The sequence below is a fragment of the Cupriavidus sp. 09_S30 genome, assembly GCF_056930435.1.
In genome coordinates this window covers 183,809-204,445 of record NZ_JBXOWI010000001.1, presented here as the reverse complement: position 1 = coordinate 204,445, position 20,637 = coordinate 183,809, and the positions used below count along the sequence as shown (strand labels likewise).

Below are 20,637 nucleotides of genomic sequence, written 5' to 3'. Positions count from 1 at the left end.
CGCTGATTCAGTCCAGCGTGATGTCGCCGTACCAGGACTCCGCCTTGGTCTTGGTATTGTCGGTGTCCGTCATGATGCCCACGGCGATCACCCGTCCCGGCTCCTGCCCGAATGCCTTGCGGTAATCGGCGCGCAGGTCGCGCTCGTGGCAACGCCATTCGCCTGTGTGCGCCACGCCTGAATCCGCCACGATCATGCGCACGCGATCCGTATGCGGGTTGGGCAGGATGGAGCCGGCCTGGCGGCGGCCCGCCCAGATGTACATCAGGGTGGCATAGGGCATCTCGCGGCCTGTGGTCAGCCGTGCCATCTCGTACATCAACTGGTCCTTGAGCGAAAGCGTGCTCCTGTCGCCGTCGAAGGCCACGAAGATGCGCAAGGGCGCGTCCTCGCGCGACCCCAGGGTGTTATCGGCAGTACGGATCACATCGCGCGTCCGCCAGGCCCAGCGCATCACGCCTGCATCGCGCGCGATCAAGGGCACGTAGAGACCGGAGGCCGAAACATCGGCCTGCGCGTGCATCACCAGCTGATGGCCCTGCATCACCAGGCCATAACGGGTGGGCGTCTTGTTGCGGCTCAGGTGCCAGGGTTGCCAGCCCGGCGGATAGGGCTGGTCAGCGGAGGCAGTGGAGAATAGCGGCAGATCTGGGAGTTGCGGGGGCTCGGTTTCCTGCGGCTCGCCCTCCTCCGCATCAGTACCAGCGGCGCCATCGGAAGCGGCCGGTTCCTGTAACGGCGCCGCCTGCAGCGTCTTCGCACGTGCGGCGACGTGTTCGGCGAATGCCTTGCAGTCCATTGACGACACCTCGGCCATCCGCGCCGGATCCAGCGGCGGCAAGGGCGCCAAGGAAGCGCATCCCGCCAGTCCCAACGCACCTGCCAAGCCGGTCACTGCCGGCAGGCACCACTTCGACCCCATCTCATCTCCCGGAACATGCCCTGCAGCGCGCGTAGCATTTGCCGCACGGTGCGGTGGCGCTACCCGTCGCGCGCCGCCTTTATGTGGGGATGACGATAGCAGAAGGCCATCGGGGTCGGAATCCTCGCGCACCCTGAGAAATGGCGCAGGGTACGGTCTTCCGCGGCCACAGCAACTGGCATGGTGATACGGCAATAAGGTCTTTTTGCGCAAGCCGTGGCGAAAGCCGCGCTTCGTCGCGCGCAAAAGCAAAACCCCCCAGTCCTTTCGGATCTGGGGGGTTCTGGGAATGGAGAGCCTGGCGATGACCTACTTTCACACGGGTAGTCCGCACTATCATCGGCGCAAAGTCGTTTCACGGTCCTGTTCGGGATGGGAAGGGGTGGTTCCGACTCGCTATGGTCACCAGGCATAAGGGGTTGCTGCGCCGGGGTTGAGCCGTCACAGCGAATAGGGATGTAGTCTTGGTTGTGAGGTATCGGCACAGAGGCGATACGTCAACCAGTGAAACACACTGGTTATAGGATCAAGCCTTACGGGCAATTAGTACTGGTTAGCTTAACGCATTACTGCGCTTCCACACCCAGCCTATCAACGTCCTGGTCTCGAACGACCCTTCAAGGAGGTCAAGCCTCCAGGGAATCCTCATCTTCAGGCGAGTTTCCCGCTTAGATGCTTTCAGCGGTTATCTCTTCCGTACATAGCTACCCTGCGATGCCTCTGGCGAGACAACAGGTACACCAGCGGTACGTCCACTCCGGTCCTCTCGTACTAGGAGCAGCCCCCGTCAAGATTCCAACGCCCACGGCAGATAGGGACCAAACTGTCTCACGACGTTTTAAACCCAGCTCACGTACCTCTTTAAATGGCGAACAGCCATACCCTTGGGACCGGCTACAGCCCCAGGATGAGATGAGCCGACATCGAGGTGCCAAACACCGCCGTCGATATGAACTCTTGGGCGGTATCAGCCTGTTATCCCCAGAGTACCTTTTATCCGTTGAGCGATGGCCCTTCCATTCAGAACCACCGGATCACTATGTCCTGCTTTCGCACCTGCTCGACTTGTCGGTCTCGCAGTTAAGCACGCTTTTGCCATTGCACTTTAGGTACGATGTCCGACCGTACCAAGCGTACCTTCGAACTCCTCCGTTACACTTTGGGAGGAGACCGCCCCAGTCAAACTGCCTACCATGCACTGTCCCCGACCCGGATTCACGGGCCAAGGTTAGAACCTCAAACAAACCAGGGTGGTATTTCAAGGACGGCTCCACCGAAACTAGCGTCCCGGTTTCAAAGCCTCCCACCTATCCTACACAGATCGGTTCAAAGTCCAATGCAAAGCTACAGTAAAGGTTCATGGGGTCTTTCCGTCTAGCCGCGGGGAGATTGCATCATCACAAACACTTCAACTTCGCTGAGTCTCGGGAGGAGACAGTGTGGCCATCGTTACGCCATTCGTGCAGGTCGGAACTTACCCGACAAGGAATTTCGCTACCTTAGGACCGTTATAGTTACGGCCGCCGTTTACCGGGACTTCAATCAAGAGCTTGCACCCCATCATTTAATCTTCCGGCACCGGGCAGGCGTCACACCCTATACGTCCACTTTCGTGTTTGCAGAGTGCTGTGTTTTTATTAAACAGTCGCAGCCACCAGTTTATTGCAACCCCTTCACCCTTCTGGCGCAGGCCAGTCAAGCTACCAGGGCGTACCTTATCCCGAAGTTACGGTACCAATTTGCCGAGTTCCTTCTCCCGAGTTCTCTCAAGCGCCTTAGAATACTCATCTCGCCCACCTGTGTCGGTTTGCGGTACGGTCTCGTATGACTGAAGCTTAGAGGCTTTTCTTGGAACCACTTCCAATTGCTTCGCGACCTGAGTCGCTCGCCCCGCAGCCTTGAATTACGCGCCCGGATTTGCCTAAGCGCCTTCTCCACTGCAGGGACCGGGACTTCCAACACCCGGACAACCTTCCGCGATCCGTCCCCCCATCGCATCATACGACGGTGCAGGAATATTAACCTGCTTCCCATCAGCTACGCATCTCTGCCTCGCCTTAGGGGCCGACTCACCCTACGCCGATGAACGTTGCGTAGGAAACCTTGGGCTTACGGCGAGGGGGCCTTTCACCCCCTTTATCGCTACTCATGTCAGCATTCGCACTTCTGATACCTCCAGCATCCTTTACAAGACACCTTCACAGGCTTACAGAACGCTCTCCTACCACGCACTTGCGTGCGTCCGCAGCTTCGGTGACTGGCTTAGCCCCGTTACATCTTCCGCGCAGGACGACTCGATCAGTGAGCTATTACGCTTTCTTTAAAGGGTGGCTGCTTCTAAGCCAACCTCCTGACTGTTTTAGCCTTCCCACTTCGTTTCCCACTTAGCCAATCTTGGGGACCTTAGCTGGCGGTCTGGGTTGTTTCCCTCTTGACACCGGACGTTAGCACCCGATGTCTGTCTCCCGTGATTGCACTCTTCGGTATTCGGAGTTTGCTATGGCGGGGTAATCAGCAATAGACCCCCCAACCATGACAGTGCTCTACCCCCGAAGGTGAGACACGAGGCACTACCTAAATAGTTTTCGGAGAGAACCAGCTATTTCCAGATTTGTTTAGCCTTTCACCCCTATCCACAGCTCATCCCCTAACTTTTCAACGTTAGTGGGTTCGGTCCTCCAGTACGTGTTACCGCACCTTCAACCTGGCCATGGATAGATCATCTGGTTTCGGGTCTACACCCAGCGACTGAACGCCCTGTTCGGACTCGCTTTCGCTACGCCTGCCCTAATCGGTTAAGCTTGCCACTGAATGTAAGTCGCTGACCCATTATACAAAAGGTACGCCGTCACCCGTTTCCAGGCTCCGACTGTTTGTATGCATGCGGTTTCAGGATCTATTTCACTCCCCTCCCGGGGTTCTTTTCGCCTTTCCCTCACGGTACTGGTTCACTATCGGTCGATCACGAGTATTTAGCCTTGGAGGATGGTCCCCCCATCTTCAGACAGGATTTCACGTGTCCCGCCCTACTTGTCGTACACCTAGTTCCACAACGCTGTTTTCGCATACAGGGCTATCACCTGCTATGGCCGGGCTTTCCATCCCGTTCTGCTAACAACACTGCTAAAGAGTACAAGGCTCTTCCCATTTCGTTCGCCACTACTCTGGGAATCTCGGTTGATTTCTGTTCCTGCAGCTACTTAGATGTTTCAGTTCGCCGCGTTCGCTTCCCTTGCCTATGTATTCAGCAAGGGATGACCCATACGGGCCGGGTTTCCCCATTCGGACATCTCCGGATCAAAGCTTGTTTGCCAGCTCCCCGAAGCTTTTCGCAGGCTACCGCGTCCTTCATCGCCTGTGATCGCCAAGGCATCCACCACATGCACTTGTTCGCTTGACCCTATAACGAGTGTGTCTCAAGCTCGCGCTCGAAACGGTTTCGCTACAGGTTGAGTTCTCGCATTTGTGCCGTATTCCAAGTCATCTTTCGATCACTTAAATACTTTGGTTGATACAATCACAACCCGGTATCGTGTTGATTACTTCAGCGTCTCATCAACGCTTCACGACACCTTTACTACATCCCATATTTTTAAAGAACAGCCGATGTTTTCACATCGCTTGGCCAATGCCAAATGCAAGCGCTCAACGCTAAGCGCTTGCATTTGGCTTGTCCAACCCAAGGTCGATGGTGGAGGATGACGGGATCGAACCGACGACCCCCTGCTTGCAAAGCAGGTGCTCTCCCAGCTGAGCTAATCCCCCCTCAGATAACTTGGTGGGTCTGGTAGGACTTGAACCTACGACCCCCGCCTTATCAAGACGGTGCTCTAACCACCTGAGCTACAGACCCTTGGCTGTAACAGCAAACAGACCGATAAGTGTGAACGCTTAACTAAGGAAGCACGCTCTAGAAAGGAGGTGATCCAGCCGCACCTTCCGGTACGGCTACCTTGTTACGACTTCACCCCAGTCATGAACCCTGCCGTGGTAATCGCCCTCCTTGCGGTTAGGCTAACTACTTCTGGCAAAACCCACTCCCATGGTGTGACGGGCGGTGTGTACAAGACCCGGGAACGTATTCACCGCGGCATGCTGATCCGCGATTACTAGCGATTCCAGCTTCACGTAGTCGAGTTGCAGACTACGATCCGGACTACGATGCGTTTTCTGGGATTAGCTCCCCCTCGCGGGTTGGCAACCCTCTGTACGCACCATTGTATGACGTGTGAAGCCCTACCCATAAGGGCCATGAGGACTTGACGTCATCCCCACCTTCCTCCGGTTTGTCACCGGCAGTCTCTCTAGAGTGCCCTTTCGTAGCAACTAGAGACAAGGGTTGCGCTCGTTGCGGGACTTAACCCAACATCTCACGACACGAGCTGACGACAGCCATGCAGCACCTGTGTCCACTTTCTCTTTCGAGCACCTAATGCATCTCTGCTTCGTTAGTGGCATGTCAAGGGTAGGTAAGGTTTTTCGCGTTGCATCGAATTAATCCACATCATCCACCGCTTGTGCGGGTCCCCGTCAATTCCTTTGAGTTTTAATCTTGCGACCGTACTCCCCAGGCGGTCAACTTCACGCGTTAGCTTCGTTACTGAAGAAATGAATCCCCAACAACTAGTTGACATCGTTTAGGGCGTGGACTACCAGGGTATCTAATCCTGTTTGCTCCCCACGCTTTCGTGCATGAGCGTCAGTGACGTCCCAGGGGGCTGCCTTCGCCATCGGTATTCCTCCACATCTCTACGCATTTCACTGCTACACGTGGAATTCTACCCCCCTCTGACATACTCTAGCCTTGCAGTCACAAGCGCAATTCCCAAGTTGAGCTCGGGGATTTCACGCCTGTCTTACAAAACCGCCTGCGCACGCTTTACGCCCAGTAATTCCGATTAACGCTCGCACCCTACGTATTACCGCGGCTGCTGGCACGTAGTTAGCCGGTGCTTATTCTTCCGGTACCGTCATCCCTCCGGGGTATTAGCCCAAAGGATTTCTTTCCGGACAAAAGTGCTTTACAACCCGAAGGCCTTCTTCACACACGCGGCATTGCTGGATCAGGGTTGCCCCCATTGTCCAAAATTCCCCACTGCTGCCTCCCGTAGGAGTCTGGGCCGTGTCTCAGTCCCAGTGTGGCTGATCGTCCTCTCAGACCAGCTACTGATCGTCGCCTTGGTGAGCCTTTACCTCACCAACTAGCTAATCAGACATCGGCCGCTCCTATTGCGCGAGGCCTTACGGTCCCCCGCTTTCACCCTCAGGTCGTATGCGGTATTAGCTAATCTTTCGACTAGTTATCCCCCACAACAGGGCACGTTCCGATGTATTACTCACCCGTTCGCCACTCGCCGCCAGACCGAAGTCCGCGCTGCCGTTCGACTTGCATGTGTAAGGCATGCCGCCAGCGTTCAATCTGAGCCAGGATCAAACTCTTCAGTTCAATCTCTGTGTGTCCTTTCGGTTTCCCTACGGGACTCGCTCTTTCGAGCGGTCGCTCACTCTCAGAAAACTGACTGGCTCCGTCCGAAGACGAAACCAAACATGTTTACTGTGCGAGCACTGATAACTTGTAAGCTAGAAGACCGAAATCTTCCGCTTCCTGCATCAAGCGCCCACACTTATCGGCTGTTTGTTTGTTAAAGAACTCACGCGATTCGCTTTGCTTACCGCGTCGCTGCGTTGTCTGCAGCAGAGAAACGAGATTATCAACGACTTTCTACGTTTCGTCAACAGGTTCGAAGCATCTTTTTTTGCTTCGGTCAGTCGCGCTTCGCAGCACCACCAACCAACCCATCGACCCGCTTTACCGCGCCAGCTCTGCTTTGCAGCGCCGCCGTGTTCAGCGAGGAGCGAATATTAGGCCGGTTTCGACCGCTTGGCAACAGAATTGTCATAGACATATGGCAAGACTTTTCCCGGAAAGCGGCAAGTCATTGAATTGATTGAAAAAGCACTTCCGCTGCGGCACAGTCGACTAGGGAATACCCCAGCAATGACCTCGGGTATTCCCTTATCAAGTTTCAGCGATGCTTGAAGTTAGGGCTGCGCTTTTCCAGGAAAGCAGCCATGCCTTCCTTCTGGTCCTCGGTGGCAAAGGTGGCGTGGAAGACACGCCGCTCGAAATGCACACCTTCTGCCAGCGTGGTTTCGTAGGCGGTGTTGATCGATTCCTTGATCATCATGACCACCGGCAGCGAATAGCTGGCAATCGCATCGGCAGCACCGATGGCCTCTTCGATCAGCTTGTCGGCCGGCACCACGCGCGAGACCAGACCTGCACGCTCGGCCTCGGCGGCGTCCATCATGCGCGCGGACAGGCACAGGTCCATGGCCTTGGCCTTGGACACCGCGCGCGGCAGGCGCTGGGTGCCGCCCGCGCCGGGCATGGTGCCGAGCTTGACCTCAGGTTGGCCGAAGCGCGCGGTATCGGCGGCAATGATGATGTCGCACATCATTGCCAGTTCGCAGCCGCCGCCCAGCGCGTAGCCCGCGACCGCGGCGATCACTGGCTTGCGGATGCGCCGGATGGTCTCCCAGTTGCGCGTGATGTACTCGCCCTTGTACACATCCATATAGGTGTACTTGGCCATCAGGCCGATGTCGGCACCCGCGGCGAAGGCTCGCTCGCTGCCGGTAATGACGATGCAGCCAATCGCTTCGTCCTGGTCGAAGGCCGTGAGCGCAGCACCGACTTCGTCCATCAGTGCGTCATTGAGCGCGTTGAGCGCCTTCGGGCGGTTCAGCGTCACCAGTCCCACGCGGCCACGCGTTTCGACCAGGATGTTTTCGTACGACATGTCATCTCCTCTTGCTTGAATACTGCGGCGAAACCCGCGCGGCCGGACGCCATGCGCGGGCGGTGCCCCGGCAGTCTGCCAGTTCGAGGGGTTTTTTCAAGAGCGGGCTGGCCGGCCGGCTGCATCGCTGCAATAAAAAAAACCGGCCCCAATGGGGCCGGCTAGGACCGGCTGCTAATACGCGCAGCTTCACCACACCCGCCGCGGCCAGTCAGGACGCGCGCACGGGATCCGGCGAGACATAGTCCATCAGGAGCTTGCCCGCCGCCTCCAGCCGCTCATAGCCGCCGAACAGCCGGCCCGACACCAACGCGCTCTGCAGGGCGGCATAGAGGACCTGCGCCAACGCTGCCGGCACGGCGGGCAGCACCTTGCCATATTGGTGCTGTGCACGCTCGAGCATCTTGGCAAGCCGGGCCTCATGCATGTGGAAGAATTCCCGCACCACAGCCTGTGCGGCTTCGGAGAGGCACATGGCCTCGGATGCGAGCATGCCCACCAGGCAGACCTGGTCGCCGCCGCTCGCTACGGTACGCAACGCTTCCAGGTAGGCGCGCGCCTGGTCCTGCGGCGTCGGCAAGTCGTCCAGCGCGTGCAGCCGGTCCATCACCCGCGCGCTGTATTCCTTGACCGCCTCCAGCACCAGATCGTCCTTGGAGGGGAAATAGTAGTGGATACTCGAGGTCTTCACCCCGACCAGCTCGGCCAGGTCACGGTAGCTGAAGCCGTTCACCCCGCGGCGGCGGATCAGCGCCAGCGTGTGCTCGAGCAGTTGTTCACGTACGGATTGGGGTTTCATGGCGTGACCTTATTTGGTGCAGATAGAGCCTCGAGGGCGCGGGCACGCTGGCACAAGATCCTGGCCCGGCCGCCCTTCGCTCATGCCGGCAGCACTTGCGCCGCCAAGGTCACCAGCGAGCCGCTGAGCAAGCACAGGCCCACCCAGCCGGTCAGGATCAGAATGCTGTCTCGCAGTCTCATGGTGTGTTCTCCGGTTACCGGAGGAGCGCCGGCCCTCGGCCGGCGCTCCTTCCGTCTTCCATCTCAGGCAAGCGCGCCGTCGGTGTACGCATCGAACTTGCCGGCCTTGGCGCCATCGGTGTACGGGTCATACTTGCCGACCTTGGCGCCGTCCGTGTAGGGATCGGCCTGGCGCGCCGGCGTCGACGACACGCCGGTACGGTCAAGGCCCGCCACCATGCGGGTGCCGTCCGTGTACGGGTCGAACTTGCCGACCTTGGCGCCGTCGGTGTACGGATCGGCCTGACGTGCCGGGGTCGACGACACGCCGGTGCGGTCCAGGCCCGCCACCGTGCGGGTGCCATCCGTGTACGGGTCGAACTTGCCGAACTTTGCACCGTCGGTGTACGGATCGGCTTGGCGCGCCGGCGTCGACGACACGCCCGTGCGGTCCAGGCCCGCCACGATGCGGTAGCCATCGGTGTACGGATCCGCCTTGCCTACCTTGGCGCCGTCGGTATAGGGATCAGCCTTGCCGAACTTCGCGCCGTCGGTGTACGGGTCGACCTTGCCCAGCTTGGCGCCGTCGGTATAGACGCTGCGCGCTTCATTGCCGCGGAAGACATAGCCGTAGCGGTCGCCGGCGACGCCGCTGTCCTTGGGGCCCGAGGCGTAAGCCTGACCGCCCAGCAGGGCGGCGGCCAGCGCGGCGGCAGTGATCAGGGTCTTGGTGAAGGTCTTGTTGGTGCTCATGATGCTCTCCATTCATCTTGAGAATCCACGCGAACGGGATCCGGTTAGTCAGCGGCGCGGCTCTTCGGGCCGGGCCGGTCAGGTATCTATGTGTAGATAGGTAACCGGTCCTGAAAAAACGGGGAAATCCCCGATGTCGCGCTGGATCCTCTTTTTCGGCCTTCCCGTGTTCTGTGGGAAGGGAAGCAGCGATCCATGGACACGATATTATCTACTGGTAGATAGATAGTCAAGGACTTTCTTGCGGTGGCGCAGCAAATCCTGCCGTGCGGCCAGGACACGGCCAGCTTTGTGTCCGGTCCTGCGCCCTATCAGCCAGCCGCCCCGGCGTGCACGTGCAAACTGCGCACCGCCAGCCCTTCCCTGGCGGTGCGAGAATCCACAAGACCCGTGGCGCAGCCCAGCCCGCTCAGGAATGCCAGAAGCCGGCGGCAACGTGCGCCAGCCAGGTCACAAGCGCGACTGCCAACGCGAATCGGAACGCAATGATGACCACCGCCGCCACCGACCATCTCCGCGGCCGAACATCGAGTTCGCCGGCCGCCAGGCGATGCTCTTCTATCAGCTCGGCGGGTATCAGTCGTATCACTGCCAGCAAGGCGAGGGGAAGCAGCACGGCATCGTCCAGATGGCCGAGCACCGGGATGTAATCCGGGATCAGGTCGATCGGCGAGGCGGCGTACCCTGCCACGAGCAAGGCCAGCGGCCGCACATACCAGGGCGTGCGCGGGTCACGGGCCGCCCGCCGCAAGGCCCAAATATCCTGCTTGATCTCGCGCCCGCGCCGGCGTGTGCGCGCGAGCAACCGGGGTACGAAGCTGCGGCGCCACACATAGGCGCGGAGGTCGTCGAGGACAGGCATCGCGGCAAGGCCGAGGAGCAGGCCGGCCAGCGGCAGCGTCGACACAAACCCCGCGTGCTTGAAGCCAATGGCTCCGGCAAGACCGCCGGCGAAGAAGAGGCCGACAAACACGGTGAGCATGCGCAGCTTGGCGCGGTCCGCGCGGACCAGCGGCTTGGCGGCATCCGCCCGCGCCACGTTCCAATAGAAAAGCTTGCCAAGTTCGATGCCGATGTCCGTGACCATGCCGGTCACATGCGTGGTCCGGATCTCCGCCTTCGATATCTTGGTGACCATGGCGTTCTGCAGGCCCATGATGAAGCAGAGCACCATGACGGTGGCCGGTATGAACAGCCACTCATGGTCCTCCAGGTTGCCGCCCAGCAACCCGAAGCAGACCAGCAGCCCCGCCTCGAGCACCAGCGGAAGCGCGTACTCGCTGTGCAGGTGCTCCCGCCTGCCCCAGTGGATCAGCATGGAGGAACAAGCCGCCCCGGCAAGGAACGACAGCAGCGCGCCCAGCCCTTCCAGCACCAGGCCGATGCTGCCCATGGCCAGGTTGTCCGCCATGGCGGAGACGATCCCTGACATATGCGAGGTGTACTGGCGCACGGCCAGGAACCCGCCCGCGTTGGTGGCACCGGCGATGAACGTTAGGTAGCACGCCAGCTTGCGGTTCGCTTCGGGCGTGCGCAGTCTTCCGGTGAGTTGACGCGAGTACGAGAATGCCATGATGTGGGCTTGGCCTCCTTTGCCGCGCCGCCGCTTCGGCGCCGCACGCCGGGAGCATTGTCAGTCCGCCAGCGTCTCCCAGAGCGAGGGATCGGTGGCGAATCGCCTGCCGTGCAGCAATTGCCGCGCGGCTGCGCGCAGGTTTAGCGGGTGCTCGGCTTCCAGTTCTCGTGCCCGTTCCAGCAAGCGCGTCAGTGGCGGCAGCTCATCCGCCCCCTTCCAGGCAAACAAGGCGTAATTGCTCCCGTCCGATGACCTGGCGACGGAGAACGACGAGCCGAACACCAGGTCGATCGCCTCGAGGTAGCGGGGAATGTTGCGGTCGCTCTCGAGGAAGTTCGCCACCAGGACGCCATCGTCATTGAGCCGCCGATGGCAGGCCGCATAGAACGAGACCGTGCCCAGGGCCGGCGGCATGCCGTCAGCGAGGAAGCCGTCGACCAGGATCACGTCCGGCCTGGCTTGCGTCCCCTCGACATACTCGGCCCCGTCCGCACAGACGATCTCCAGCCGCTCGTCGTCCGCCGGGATCTGGAAGCGCTCGCGGAGCGCGATCACCGCAGGATCGATCTCGATGGCGACGATCTTGGTGCCGAGCAGATGGCGATGGCAGTACTTGAGCAGCGATCCTCCGCCCAGTCCGATCATGGAAATCCGGGCAGGCGCGGGCTGCATCAGCAGGAACGCCATCATCAGCTTCGTATAGCCCAGCACCAGCTTGTCCGGCTCCTCCAGCGACATGAAGCTCTGTGTCGCCAGCGGGTCGAAATGCAGGGACAGCGCGCGCTCGGTCTCCAGCACGACCGGTTCGCCGGCCGAGGGAAACCGCGCGAGAAACTCTCGGTAGGCCTCAAACGAGGCAAGGGTGGGGTCCATCCGACGCTCTCGACAAGCGTTCCATCTGTCTGCCGCGCGTGCCGCAGCCCAGTGGAACATGATGATAATGCCATTATCATACAAGACGACTCGAATTAGCATCGCGCTAACCCACCGGGGTCCGCGCCGAGAGCGCAGCGAGCTCCCGGGTGCAGAGTCCGGCGGCGCCTGCGCCTGGCCACTACACGGCAGATCTACGGCCACATGCCTCGGGCATCTCTTCCAGCCGTCCGGCCGGAAGCGGACCGGCAATCACTTCTGCGATCTACACTGGGATCTACACTGGCTGCGCTCCCATCTGCGGCAGCGGCGCGCGATGACATCCCCACGGCCCCGAAATAGTGCTACCATTTTCCGACCGTCCGGTCGGTTAATTTATTGCCCGCCAACGCCTGCCTACAATCGAGGTGGGCAAGACGCGGCGCATGACCGCGACACCGGACTCAGAACACAAGACAGAAACAAGGCAGGAGACGCCATGCGAGACACGCCCCCGCAGACCACGCTCACCGACGGCCCGGTGCTGCTGCGCTGGCACGGCCAGGTCGCCGTGCTGACGCTGAACCGCCCGGACAAGCTGAACAGTTTCACCCGCCAGATGCATGCGGCGCTGCAGGAAGCGCTTGACCTGGTCGAGGCCGGTGGCGCGCGCGCCCTGCTGCTCACCGGCGCGGGCCGAGGCTTCTGCGCAGGCCAGGACCTGGCCGACCTGGATTTCGCGCCGGGGCGCATGAGCGACCTGGGCGAACTGATCGACACCTGGTTCAACCCCCTGATCCGCCGCCTGCAGGCCCTGCCGCTGCCGGTGATCGCTGCCGTCAATGGCACCGCCGCCGGCGCCGGCGCCAACCTGGCGCTGGCCTGCGACATGGTGCTGGCGGCGCGCTCGGCCAGCTTTATCCAGGCCTTCGTCAAGATCGGGCTGGTGCCGGACTCGGGCGGCACCTGGTTCCTGCCGCAGCGTGTCGGCATGGCGCGCGCGCTCGGGCTGGCGCTGACCGGCGACAAGCTGTCGGCCGAGGATGCCCAGCGCTGGGGCCTGATCTGGGAAGCGCTGGACGATGCGCTGCTGCAGGAGCAGGCGCTGGCGCTGGCCACGCAGCTGGCCGCCCAGCCGACCCGCGCGCTGGCGGCCATCAAGCAGGCCATGCGCGCCGGCGCCACGCAATCGCTCGACGCCCAGCTCGACCTGGAGCGCGACCTGCAGCGTGAGCTGGGTGCGTCCCACGACTATGCGGAGGGCGTCAACGCCTTCCTGGCCAAGCGCGCGCCGCGCTTTACCGGCGAATAGCGGAAGGCGCCTCACGGCCGGGGGATCCTGCGCATTTGCCGCGCAGCCCCGCTGGCCGGTGCCTGCCCACCCCCTTTTGCGCCTTGATCCGTCTGCCCACCGCCCCAAGGAGACCCGCTTGACCCAATCCGTCCAAGCCGCCCAGGCCCTGGCCGAGGCCGCGGCCGCCAGCATGTACGAGTCCGACGCCTGCAGCCGCTGGCTCGGCATCGTGGTCGAGGCCGTGCGCCCCGGCTACGCCCGGCTGTCGATGCCGGTGCGCCCCGAATTCCTCAATGGCCACGGCATCTGCCACGGCGGCCTGATGTTCACGCTGGCCGACTCCAGCTTCGCCTTCGCCTGCAACAGCCACAATATCAATACCGTCGCGGCGGGCTGCAGCATCGAGTTCCTGAAGCCGGTGCACGGCGGCGACCTGCTGACCGCCGAGGCCGTCGAGCAGACCCGCTCGGGCCGGCATGGCATCTATGACATCCGCGTCAGCAACCGCGCCGGCGAAGTGGTGGCGATGTTCCGCGGCAAGTCGGCCCAGATCAAGGGCCACGTCGTCCCGCCGCCCGACGGCGCGGAGTGAAGCCCGGCGCCCGCCCACCGCATACCATTACGACAACCCGCCCCGAAGCGCAGGAGACATCATGAGCACGCGCCTGACCGATCTGCCCCTGGAGCCGATCGAGACCGCCAGCCGCGACGAATTGCAGGCCTTGCAGTTGCAGCGCCTGAAATGGTCGCTCGATCACGCCTACCGCAACTCGCCGGTGTACCGGCGCAAGTTCGACGAAGCCGGCGTGCACCCGGACGACCTGCGCTCGCTGGCCGACCTGGCGCGCTTCCCCTTCACCACCAAGCAGGACCTGCGCGACAACTACCCCTTCGGCATGTTCGCCGTGCCGCAGGACCGGGTGGCGCGCATCCACGCTTCCTCGGGCACCACGGGCAAGCCGACGGTGGTCGGCTACACCTTGAAGGACATCGACACCTGGGCCACGGTGATGGCGCGCTCCATCCGCGCCGCCGGCGCGCGCCGCGGCGACAAGGTCCATGTGAGCTATGGCTACGGCCTGTTCACCGGCGGCCTTGGCGCGCACTACGGCGTGGAGAAGGCGGGCCTGACCGCCATCCCCTTCGGCGGCGGCCAGACCGAGCGCCAGGTGCAGCTGATCCAGGACTTCAAGCCCGAGGTCATCATGGTCACGCCCAGCTATATGCTGGCGCTGGCCGACGAATTCGAGCGCCAGGGCATCGACCCGGCCTCGACCTCCCTCAAGGTGGGCATCTTCGGCGCCGAGCCGTGGACGCCCGAGATGCGCCTGGCGCTGGAAAAGCGCATGGGCATTTCGGCGGTCGACATCTACGGTTTGTCTGAGGTGATGGGCCCGGGGGTGGCGAACGAATGCGCCGAGACCAAGGACGGCCCGACCATCTGGGAAGACCACTTCTACCCCGAGGTGATCGACCCCATTACCGGCGAAGTCCTGCCGGACGGCGAGTTCGGCGAACTGGTCTTCACTTCGCTCACCAAGGAAGCGCTGCCGGTAGTGCGCTACCGCACCCGCGACCTGACCCGGCTGCTGCCTGGCACGGCGCGCCCGGCCTTCCGCCGCATGGAGAAGATCACCGGCCGCTCGGACGACATGATGATCATCCGCGGCGTCAATGTCTTCCCTTCGCAGATCGAGGAACTGATCCTCAAGCACGCCGAACTGGCGCCGCATTATCAGTGCGTGCTGGCCAAGGAAGGTCCGCTCGACACGCTGACGGTGCGCGTGGAATGCGCGCACGGTACGGCGCCTGACACCACGGGCGAGGCGCGGGCCCAGCTGGCCTACGACATCAAGGCCTTTATCGGCGTCACCGCCTGCGTCGACGTGCTGCCCGAGGGCGGCGTGGAACGCTCCGTCGGCAAGGCGCGCCGCATCGTCGATCAGCGCCCGCGCTGAGCTCGCAGGCGCCCGCGTCGCGCGGCAGGTAGCCGCGCGACGGCTAGCTGCGCGGCATCAGCACCCACATGCGGCCGGCCTGCTTCATGCGGCCGGCGGTGTCCCCGGCGGCGTCGCCCGCCCCCCAGAAGAAGTCGGCGCGCACCCCGCCCTTGATCGCGGTGCCGGTGTCCTGGGCGAACATCAGCCGCTGGATCGGCTCGCTCGACAGCGGCCGCGTGGTCGACAGGAAGACCGGCACGCCGAGCGGAATGGTGGCCGGATCGACCGCGATCGAGCGCTCGGCCGTCAGCGGCACGCCCAGCGCGCCGACCGGGCCCTCGTTGGTCGGCGGCAGCTCGCGGAAGAAGACGAAGCGCGGATTGACATTGAGCATTTCGTCGACCCGGCCCGGATTGGCGCGCGCCCAGGCCTTGATGCCCTGCATGGTGGCCTGGGCCGGCGTGATCTCGCCGCGGTCGAGCAGCCACTTGCCGAAGGAGCGGAAGGGCTGGTCGTTGGTGCCGCCGTAACCCATGCGCAGCAGCGTGCCGTCGGCCAGGCGGATGCGGCCCGAGCCCTGGATCTGCAGGAAGGCGGCCTCGACCGGGTCGTCGACCCAGACCAGTTCGTTGCCGCGCAGCGCCGGGCTCTGCAGCAGCTCGCCGCGCGCCGGCAGCGCCCGGCCGTTCCACTGCGCCGGCTTGCGGTACAGGGCGACCTGATACGGGCCCTGGCGCGTGCGCGAGCCGTGCAGGATGGGCTCGTAGTAGCCGGTGATCAGGCCGGAGTCGGTGCCGTCACCGTTGACGACGCGAAACGGCTGGAAGTAGGTCTCGAAATAGCTGCGCATCGCGTTGAGGTCGCCGGCGTCGACCATCAGGCCGGCGGTGCAGACGCGGTTCCAGTCGGCGGCGCGCTTCTTCAGCACCTGGCAGCTCTGCTGCAGCGCGGGCCAGGCGGCGCGCACGTCGTCCTGCTGCCAGCCGCCGATCTCGTTCCAGCTGGCGGCCTGCAGCCTGCCCTTCTGGCCCGTTCCCGCGGTCGGCTGGCCGGGCGTGCCCGTCCCTTCGATGCGCGGCGGCGGCCCGCTCATGCAACCGGCCAACAGGGCCGCGGCGGCAGCCAGCGCCGCCCAGGCGCGCATGCGCACGGCGCCCGCGGGCCGCAGGGTGGGGAAACGGGGAAGGGGGGGAAGGGAAAAATCCGGAGTTGCCATCTTGCTCTTTTCAATCGCCGGCCCGGCGCAGCATGCGCCGCGCCACCGATGTCCTACAATGCCCAGCGTCCTTCAATCCGCCGCCGCGCGACCAGCCCGACAACGCCATGAGTGCATTCCTTGAAGCCCATCCCATGCTGCTGTTCGCCCTGGAAGCCGGCGTGGCGCTGTTCCTGCTGATCTTCATCGTGGTCTGGACCATGAGCACCGCCAAGCGGCATCCCCGTCCGACCCGCGCGCCCGCCGACCACCCCTCGCGCAGCGGCCAGCCGCCGCAGTCTGGGGAGGACAGCGCGCCACGACAATAGGTTCCGCGGTTCCGCGCGGCGCCGCTCAGTGCAGCATGCGCGGCAGCACCAGCGCGAACTCGGGAATCGGCACCTCGAAGCGGTGGCCGTCCTCGGCGACACAGAAGTACTCGCCCTTCATCGAGCCCACCGGGGTCGAGATGGTGGCCCAGCTGGTGTATTCGAAATGCTCGCCCGGCTTGAGCAGCGGCTGGTGACCGACCACGCCGAGGCCGGCCACTTCCTGCGTGCCGTTTTCGCTGTCGGCGATGATCCAGTGGCGCGAGATCAGTTGCGCCGCCACCTCGCCGGTGTTGTGGATGGTGATCGTGTAGGCGAAGGCATAGCGCCCCCGGTCGGGATCTGACTGCTCAGGCAGGTGCTGGGTGCGCACCGCCACGGAAAAGGCGTACTCGCTCATTGTCAGGGGATTCGGGCCAAGGGAAAGGGTAGCCGCATTGTGCGGCAAGGCACACGGTGCGGCAAGGGCGGCGCCGGACTGGCGTTGCCGGCGCGGGCGGCGCCGGCAGCGTAAAATGGCGGCTGTTCTGTTGTTTTGTCCCCATTTCCCCCGAAGCCCGCCGCCATGAGCACGCCCACCTACCGCATCGCCCCGTCCATCCTTTCCGCCGATTTCGCCCGCCTGGGCGAGGAAGTCCGGCGCGTGACGGAGGCCGGCGCCGACTGGATCCACTTCGACGTGATGGACAACCACTACGTACCGAACCTGACCATCGGCCCCATGGTGTGCGAGGCCATCCGCCCGCATGTGACCGCGCCGATCGACGTGCACCTGATGGTGCGTCCGGTGGACCGCATCATCCCCGACTTCGCACGCGCCGGGGCCAACATCATCACCTTCCACCCCGAGGCAAGCGAGCACGTCGACCGCTCGCTGGCGCTGATCCGTGACCAGGGCTGCCAGGCCGGGCTGGTGTTCAACCCCGCCACGCCGCTGCACCACCTCGACCACGTAATGGACCGCCTGGATGTGATCCTGCTGATGTCGGTCAACCCCGGCTTCGGCGGCCAGTCCTTCATCCCCGAGACGCTCAACAAGCTGCGCGCCGTGCGCGCGCGCATCGACGCCTACACCGAGCGCACCGGCCGCTCCATCCTGCTGGAAGTGGACGGCGGCGTGAAGGTCGACAACATCGCCGAGATCGCGGCGGCGGGTGCCGATACCTTCGTGGCCGGCTCGGCGGTGTTCGGCAAGCCCGATGCGGATGGCGGCTACAAGGGCGTGCTGTCGGCCCTGCGCGCCGAGCTGGCCAAGGTCCCGGCCCAGGCGGCCCGATGAGCGCGGCGCAGCTGCTGCGCCGCGACTGGAGCGGCATCCGCGGTGTGATCGTCGACCTGGACGGCACCATGGTCGACACTGCGGGTGACTTCCACGCCGCCGTCAACGCCATGCTGGCGGCGCTGGGCCGCCAGCACCCGAGCCTGCCCGTGCCGGCGCCGCTGCCGCGCGAGGAGATCGTCAGCTTCGTCGGCAAGGGCTCGGAGAACCTGATCCGGCGCGTGCTCGACACGCGCTTCAAGCCGGCGCATGCCAACGGCCTGTTCGCTGACGCGCTGGCCCTGTACGACCGCGAGTACCTGCGCATCAACGGACAGTTCTCGCAGGTCTACGCCGGCGTGGCCGAGGGCCTCGCGCGCATCAAGGCGGCCGGGCTGCGCCTGGCCTGCGTGACCAACAAGCCCTACAGCTTCACCGAGCCGCTGCTGGCCAAGACCGGCCTCGCCCGCTATTTCGAGCTGGTCTACGGCGGCGATGCCTTCCCGCTGCGCAAGCCCGACCCGCTGCCGCTGCTTAAGGTGGCCGAGGCCTTCCGCCTGGAGCCCGCGCAGATGGCCGCCATCGGCGACTCGGAAAACGACGCCCAGGCGGCGCGCGCGGCCGGCATGGGCGTGCTTTTGGTGCCCTATGGTTACAATCACGGCAACCCTGTACAAGGCGTCGAGGCCGATGGTATAGTCGGCAGCATTGCCCAGGCGGCGGCGTTGTTGACGGCGCACCGGGCATGACCGAAGCCGGCCCTGGCGCGTTTCATCGCATCGTGCGCAAGCCGGCCTTCGCTTACCTCCGTCGCTTAACACGACTCATGTTTCTGAACCGCAAACGCATCTCTTCTGGCAGTGATCGGCAGGCCTGGCCCTGGCGTCGCTGGCGCGCCTCCCAACAGGCGTAAAGTGCGTTCGCGAGTCTCCTGACGAGCCTTCCCTACCCGCGGAAGGTTTCGCCAGACCGGCAGCCTGCCGGGCAATCCAAGTCATACCCCCTCTCGCCAGCCGGTCGTAGCCAACGCCGCAGGAATCCGCTACGTTTGGCCCACGAACGCACCGCACGCCCCTCCCTGGCCGTGTGCAGTCTTGTTCGCAAGTCTTCCGCACCACGGCAAGCCACCGGGGCCGGCGGCTGCAATGCCCGCCCCTCCCGCCGATACCGCGGCAGCGCGCCACCATCGCAAGGTGCGCGCCGCACAAGAGGATGGACATGACCGAACTCGAATTCAAATCGCTGGCCGACCGGGGCTACAACCGCATCCCGCTGATCGCGGAAGCCTTCGCCGACCTGGAAACCCCGCTGTCGCTCTACCTGAAGCTGGCGCAATCGCAGACGCGCGGCATCAACACCTTCCTGCTGGAATCGGTGGTCGGCGGCGAGCGCTTCGGCCGCTACTCCTTCATCGGCCTGCATGCCCGCACGCTGCTGCGCGCCTACGGCGAGCGCACCGAGGTGGTGACCGACGGCCGCGTGGTCGAGACCCACGAAGGCAATCCGCTCGATTTCATCGCCGCCTTCGAGAAGCGCTTCAAGGTGGCGCTGCGCCCGGGGCTGCCGCGCTTCTGCGGCGGCCTGGCCGGCTACTTCGGCTACGACGCGGTGCGCTACATCGAGAAGAAGCTGGCCGCCACGCACAAGCCCGACGACCTCGGCCTGCCCGACATCCAGCTGCTGCTGTGCGAGGAGCTGGCCGTGATCGACAACCTGTCGGGCAAGCTCTACCTGATCGTCTACGCCGACCCGAACACACCGGAAGCCTATTCGCGCGCCCGCGCCCGCCTGCGGGACCTGCGCATGAAGCTGCGCCAGCCGGTGGACCTGCCGGTCACCAGCCCGTCGGTGCAGACCGAGGTGTTCCGCGAATTCGACAAGGCCGACTACCTGGCGGCCGTGCACCGCGCCAAGGAATACATCATGGCCGGCGACATGATGCAGGTGCAGATCGGCCAGCGGCTGATGAAGCCCTACCGCGACGCGCCGCTGTCGCTGTACCGCGCGCTGCGTTCGCTGAATCCGTCGCCGTACATGTACTTCTACAACTTCGGTGACTTCCAGATCGTCGGCGCCTCGCCCGAGATCCTGGTGCGCCAGGAGACCCGCCGCGTCGGCTCGGCGAACGGCGACGAGGGACGCGATGAAGTGCGCGATGAGCGCATCGTCACCATCCGCCCGCTGGCCGGCACGCGGCCGCGCGGCCACACGCCCGAGAAGGATGCCCAGCTCGCCACCGAGCTGCTGAACGACCCGAAGGAGATCGCCGAGCACGTGATGCTGATCGACCTGGCGCGCAACGACATCGGCCGCATCGCCGAGACCGGCTCGGTCAAGGTCACTGACCAGATGGTGATCGAGAAGTACTCGCACGTGCAGCACATCGTCAGTTCGGTCGAGGGCCGCCTCAAGGACGGCATGAGCAATCTGGACGTGCTGCGCGCCACCTTCCCGGCCGGCACGCTGTCGGGCGCGCCCAAGGTGCACGCGATGGAGATCATCGACGAGCTGGAGCCGCGCAAGCGCGGCATCTACGGCGGCGCGGTGGGCTACCTGTCGTTCGGCGGCGAGATGGACCTCGCCATCGCCATCCGCACAGGCATCGTCAAGGACGGCAACCTGTACGTGCAGGCGGCCGCCGGCATCGTCGCCGATTCGGACCCCGAAGCCGAATGGCGCGAGACCGAAGCCAAGGCGCGCGCGGTGATCCGCGCCGCCGAGCAGGTCCAGGATGGCCTGGACTCCGACATCTGAT

15 protein-coding genes, 2 tRNA genes and 3 rRNA genes are annotated in these 20,637 nt (G+C 63.6%); 7 read left to right on the top strand and 13 right to left on the bottom strand.

Going from position 1 to position 20,637, the window contains the following annotated elements; all coding sequences use genetic code 11:
- Positions 1-7: 7 nt before the first annotated feature.
- From AC1Z3O_RS01060 to AC1Z3O_RS01010, 11 genes are all read right to left on the bottom strand, one after another.
- The gene (locus AC1Z3O_RS01060; RefSeq protein ID WP_483512850.1) at positions 8-799 is read right to left on the bottom strand and encodes a DUF3047 domain-containing protein; all 792 of its coding nucleotides are present in this window, start codon (positions 797-799) and stop codon (positions 8-10) included.
- Positions 800-1,218: 419 nt separating this feature from the next.
- A 5S ribosomal RNA gene (gene rrf / locus AC1Z3O_RS01055) occupies positions 1,219-1,332 on the bottom strand.
- A 112-nt stretch (positions 1,333-1,444) separates the two neighbouring features.
- Positions 1,445-4,322 (bottom strand): 23S ribosomal RNA (locus AC1Z3O_RS01050).
- 289 nt (positions 4,323-4,611) lie between these two features.
- A tRNA-Ala gene (locus AC1Z3O_RS01045) sits at positions 4,612-4,687 on the bottom strand.
- Positions 4,688-4,698: 11 nt separating this feature from the next.
- Positions 4,699-4,775 (bottom strand) — tRNA-Ile (locus tag AC1Z3O_RS01040).
- 61 nt (positions 4,776-4,836) lie between these two features.
- Positions 4,837-6,368 (bottom strand): 16S ribosomal RNA (locus tag AC1Z3O_RS01035).
- Together the 16S, 23S and 5S rRNA genes with 2 tRNA genes alongside form the textbook arrangement of a ribosomal RNA operon.
- Before the next feature lie 580 nt (positions 6,369-6,948).
- Entirely contained in the window at positions 6,949-7,725 is a 777-nt protein-coding gene (locus tag AC1Z3O_RS01030; protein ID WP_483512849.1) for an enoyl-CoA hydratase, read from the bottom strand.
- A 211-nt stretch (positions 7,726-7,936) separates the two neighbouring features.
- Entirely contained in the window at positions 7,937-8,524 is a 588-nt protein-coding gene (locus AC1Z3O_RS01025) for a TetR/AcrR family transcriptional regulator (RefSeq protein ID WP_483512848.1), read from the bottom strand.
- A 245-nt stretch (positions 8,525-8,769) separates the two neighbouring features.
- Positions 8,770-9,438, bottom strand: a complete 669-nt coding sequence (locus AC1Z3O_RS01020; RefSeq protein WP_483512847.1) for a copper resistance protein CopQ — start codon at positions 9,436-9,438, stop codon at positions 8,770-8,772.
- A 409-nt stretch (positions 9,439-9,847) separates the two neighbouring features.
- Positions 9,848-11,011, bottom strand: coding sequence for a DUF1275 domain-containing transporter (locus AC1Z3O_RS01015; protein WP_483512846.1), 1,164 nt, complete (start codon positions 11,009-11,011; stop codon positions 9,848-9,850).
- 60 nt (positions 11,012-11,071) lie between these two features.
- Positions 11,072-11,887 (bottom strand): fused MFS/spermidine synthase, encoded by an 816-nt coding sequence (locus AC1Z3O_RS01010; RefSeq protein ID WP_483512845.1) that lies wholly within the window; start codon positions 11,885-11,887, stop codon positions 11,072-11,074.
- A gap of 478 nt (positions 11,888-12,365) precedes the next feature.
- Between AC1Z3O_RS01010 and paaG the strand changes: the two genes are divergently transcribed.
- The 3 genes from paaG (at position 12,366) to paaK (ending at position 15,118) form a co-directional block, all read left to right on the top strand.
- Positions 12,366-13,178 (top strand): 2-(1,2-epoxy-1,2-dihydrophenyl)acetyl-CoA isomerase PaaG, encoded by an 813-nt coding sequence (paaG, locus tag AC1Z3O_RS01005; RefSeq protein ID WP_483512844.1) that lies wholly within the window; start codon positions 12,366-12,368, stop codon positions 13,176-13,178.
- Between the two features lie 172 nt (positions 13,179-13,350).
- The gene (gene paaI, locus AC1Z3O_RS01000; protein WP_483517485.1) at positions 13,351-13,752 is read left to right on the top strand and encodes a hydroxyphenylacetyl-CoA thioesterase PaaI; all 402 of its coding nucleotides are present in this window, start codon (positions 13,351-13,353) and stop codon (positions 13,750-13,752) included.
- Between the two features lie 61 nt (positions 13,753-13,813).
- Positions 13,814-15,118: a phenylacetate--CoA ligase PaaK gene (gene paaK / locus AC1Z3O_RS00995; protein WP_483512843.1), complete on the top strand. Its 1,305-nt coding sequence runs from the start codon at positions 13,814-13,816 to the stop codon at positions 15,116-15,118.
- 43 nt (positions 15,119-15,161) lie between these two features.
- Here the strand turns inward: paaK and mltA are convergent, their stop codons facing one another.
- On the bottom strand, positions 15,162-16,316 hold the full coding sequence (mltA, locus tag AC1Z3O_RS00990; RefSeq protein ID WP_483512842.1) for a murein transglycosylase A: 1,155 nt from the start codon (positions 16,314-16,316) through the stop codon (positions 15,162-15,164).
- Between the two features lie 107 nt (positions 16,317-16,423).
- On the opposite strand from mltA, the gene AC1Z3O_RS00985 reads away from it, so the two are divergent.
- Positions 16,424-16,624, top strand: coding sequence for a hypothetical protein (locus AC1Z3O_RS00985; RefSeq protein WP_483512841.1), 201 nt, complete (start codon positions 16,424-16,426; stop codon positions 16,622-16,624).
- A 25-nt stretch (positions 16,625-16,649) separates the two neighbouring features.
- On the opposite strand, the gene apaG is transcribed toward AC1Z3O_RS00985, so the two are convergent.
- On the bottom strand, positions 16,650-17,024 hold the full coding sequence (apaG, locus tag AC1Z3O_RS00980; protein WP_483512840.1) for a Co2+/Mg2+ efflux protein ApaG: 375 nt from the start codon (positions 17,022-17,024) through the stop codon (positions 16,650-16,652).
- A 165-nt stretch (positions 17,025-17,189) separates the two neighbouring features.
- Here apaG and rpe point away from each other — a divergent pair, with 165 nt between their 5' ends.
- The 3 genes from rpe to trpE all read left to right on the top strand — a co-directional run bounded on the left by rpe (position 17,190) and on the right by trpE (position 20,636).
- Complete coding sequence (gene rpe, locus AC1Z3O_RS00975; protein WP_483512839.1) at positions 17,190-17,903, top strand: ribulose-phosphate 3-epimerase; 714 nt, start codon at positions 17,190-17,192, stop codon at positions 17,901-17,903.
- Positions 17,900-18,631, top strand: coding sequence for a phosphoglycolate phosphatase (gene gph, locus AC1Z3O_RS00970; protein WP_483512838.1), 732 nt, complete (start codon positions 17,900-17,902; stop codon positions 18,629-18,631). Before rpe ends, gph begins: the two co-directional genes overlap by 4 nt.
- Positions 18,632-19,100: 469 nt before the next feature.
- Entirely contained in the window at positions 19,101-20,636 is a 1,536-nt protein-coding gene (gene trpE, locus AC1Z3O_RS00965) for an anthranilate synthase component I (protein ID WP_483512837.1), read from the top strand.
- The last annotated feature ends 1 nt before the right edge of the window (position 20,637 follow it).